The organism is Streptomyces sp. NPDC059455, assembly GCF_042750115.1.
Lineage (GTDB): Bacteria > Actinomycetota > Actinomycetes > Streptomycetales > Streptomycetaceae > Streptomyces > Streptomyces endocoffeicus.
Genome location: NZ_JBHYVB010000357.1, coordinates 1 through 2431, shown reverse-complemented (window position 1 = coordinate 2431; position 2431 = coordinate 1). Strand labels below are relative to the sequence as shown.

General features: G+C 75.1%; 3 protein-coding genes. 1 reads left to right on the top strand and 2 read right to left on the bottom strand.

Features of this window, described 5'->3' with window-relative positions; genetic code table 11:
• Both ACFXB5_RS51850 and ACFXB5_RS51845 read right to left on the bottom strand, forming a co-directional pair.
• Window positions 1-534: ATP-binding cassette domain-containing protein (locus ACFXB5_RS51850; protein WP_385222656.1), on the bottom strand; the 534-nt coding region annotated here is incomplete at its 3' end.
• The gene (locus ACFXB5_RS51845) at window positions 531-1268 is read right to left on the bottom strand and encodes a FadR/GntR family transcriptional regulator (RefSeq protein WP_385222653.1); all 738 of its coding nucleotides are present in this window, start codon (window positions 1266-1268) and stop codon (window positions 531-533) included. The genes ACFXB5_RS51850 and ACFXB5_RS51845, both read right to left, overlap by 4 nt.
• A 197-nt stretch (window positions 1269-1465) precedes the next feature.
• Between ACFXB5_RS51845 and ACFXB5_RS51840 the strand changes: the two genes are divergently transcribed.
• Window positions 1466-2188, top strand: a complete 723-nt coding sequence (locus tag ACFXB5_RS51840; protein WP_385222650.1) for a 3'-5' exonuclease — start codon at window positions 1466-1468, stop codon at window positions 2186-2188.
• The last annotated feature ends 243 nt before the right edge of the window (window positions 2189-2431 follow it).

Sequence of the window (2431 nt, the reverse complement as noted above, 5' to 3'; positions counted from 1 at the left end):
CACACGCGGGGACGAGAAAACCACCCCCCCGCGCCGGGGGAGCCCCCCCACCCCCCCCCCGCCCAACCCCCCCCGCCCCCGCCGCCCTCGCCACCGCCCCCCCCCCCCCGCGTCCAGCTTCCCGCCCATGCCGAGGGTGGTGAGCAGCCGTTCGGCCCGGTCGCGCTGGTCGGGGCTGGGGCGGTGGCGGGGGACCGGCTCCACGGTGTTGGTCAGCCCGGTGAGCACCACGTTCCGCACCCGCAGCGGGGAGCGCAGCGGATGCCGGGGATCCACATGGCCCACGAACGACCGCAGCTCCCGCATATCCACCCGCCCCAGCGTGCGGCCGAGGACCTCCACCGTGCCGCGCGTGGGGTGCACCAGCGCGCCCGCCAGGCTGAGCAGGGTGGACTTGCCCGCGCCGTTGGAACCGAGCAGCGCCCAGTGCTCGCCCTGGTGGACGGTGAGCGAGACCGAGCGCAGCAGCGGGGTGCCGTCGCGCACCACATCCACCTCGCGCAGGTTGAGTACGGGGACGGCCGGGGCGGTCACGGGGCCGCCACCTCCTTTTCGCTGTTGTCGCTTTCGAGTTCGCTCGTGTCGCTGCTGCTGTTGCTCTCGCTGGCGCTGTCGCTGTCGCTGCCGAAGAGTTCCATGACGGCCTCGAGATGGGAGACCGTGGCCGCGATCGCGGTGTCGGCGTCGCCGCGCGCCAGCCCGTCCAGCAGTTCGGCGTGGGCGCACGACACATCGGGCAGGGCCGGCTCGTGGCTGACCATCTCCACCAGCGCCTCGCGCAGCACCGGCAGGACGGAGGTGAACAGGCCGAGCAGCACGGCGTTCCCGGACAGCTCCACCACGGTCCGGTGGAAGGCCAGATCTGCGTCCACGAAGGCGGACGGATCGTCTCCGGCCCGCTTCTCGCGCAGCGCGAGATGGTCCCGCAGCCGCCCGATGTCCTCGGGGCGGATGCGCCCGGCGGCCAGCCGGGCGGCCTCGACCTCGAGGGCGCGGCGCACCTCGTACACCTCGCGCAGCCGGGCCCGGCGCAGCAGCCGCCGCATATCGCCCTCCCCGGCGGGGGCCGGAGGCCGCGCGGCGTAGGTGCCCGAGCCGTGGCGCACCTCGACCAGCCCGTCATGGGCCAGCAGCCGCACGGCCTCCCGCACCGAGGAGCGGCCGACGCCCAGTTCGGCGGCGAGCGCCACCTCGTTGGGCAGCCGCTCGCCGGGCCGCCAGCGGCCCTCGGTGAGCATCGCGCGCAGGGCGCTCTCGACCCGTGGCACCACGGGTCCATGCCGCAATCGTGCCGTCTCCGCCGCCACCGCGCCGCCTCTCCCTGAACGGTCATCCGAGGACGGCGGGGACTCTAACACAGAGTCCTCAGACGTCTGAGGACTCGCTCCGGCGCACCGGGCGTTGTCAGTGGTGCATGGGAAGGTGGTGCACACATGGGGGAAGTACGACAAAGGGAGGGGCGGCCATGAGCTGGCACCGGGGGCTGCTGATCGGATTCGACCTGGAGACGACGGGCACCGATCCGCGCGCGGCACGGATCGTGACGGCGGCCGTGGTCGAGGTGAGGGGCGGGGAGCCGGTCGGGCGCCGCGAGTGGCTGGCCGATCCTCAAGTGCCCATCCCTGAGGACGCCGTGGCGGTGCACGGGATCACCGGTGAGCGGGCGGCGGCGGAGGGCAGGCCCGCGCGCGAGGTGGTCGAGGAGGTCGCCGAGGTGCTGGTGGCCCACTGGCGCGCCGGCGCCCCGGTGGTGGCGTACAACGCGGCGTTCGATCTCAGCCTGCTCGCCGCCGAGTTGGGGCGGCACGGGCTGCGCCCGCTGAGCGAGCGGCTGGAGGGCGCGGAGACCGGCCCCGTCGTGGATCCGTACACGATAGACCGCGCCGTCGACCGCTACCGCAAGGGCAAGCGCACGCTGGAGGCCGTCTGCGGGGAGTACGGGGTGGTGCACGACCGCGCCCATGACGCCGGTGCGGACGCGCTGGCGGCGGTGCGGGTCGCCTGCGCGCTCGCCGAGCGGTACGGCGAGGTCGCCGGGCTCGAGCTGTGGGACCTCCACCGCAAGCAGGTGGGGTGGTACGCGCACTGGGCGGCCGACTTCCAGTCCTGGCTGCGCCGCAAGGGCACCCCGGACGCGGTCGTGGACGGCGGCTGGCCGCTGCGGGAGGCGGACGCGGTGGTGGGGTGACCGGGGCAGCGGCCCGCCGGGCGGATGTCCGGGCGCGCCGCACCGATGAGTTTCCGGCGGATGGCCGGTCCGTGCGGGTAAGCCGGTCCGTGCGGGTAGGGGGGACGGACCGCGGACCCGAGCATCGTGCCGCCTGCGGCGGGCTGTTCCCCTCCCCGCCCCTTCCCGAAACTGGGGCTCCGCCCCAGACCCCACATAGGCCTCCGCCCCACCCCCCGGCGCGGGGGGGGGCCCGGCACCCCC

Bases quoted from the DNA above. Each gene is read 5' to 3' on its own strand.
- ACFXB5_RS51840 (WP_385222650.1), top strand. From the start codon at position 1,466: ATGAGCTGGCACCGGGGGCTGCTGATCGGATTCGACCTGGAGACGACG.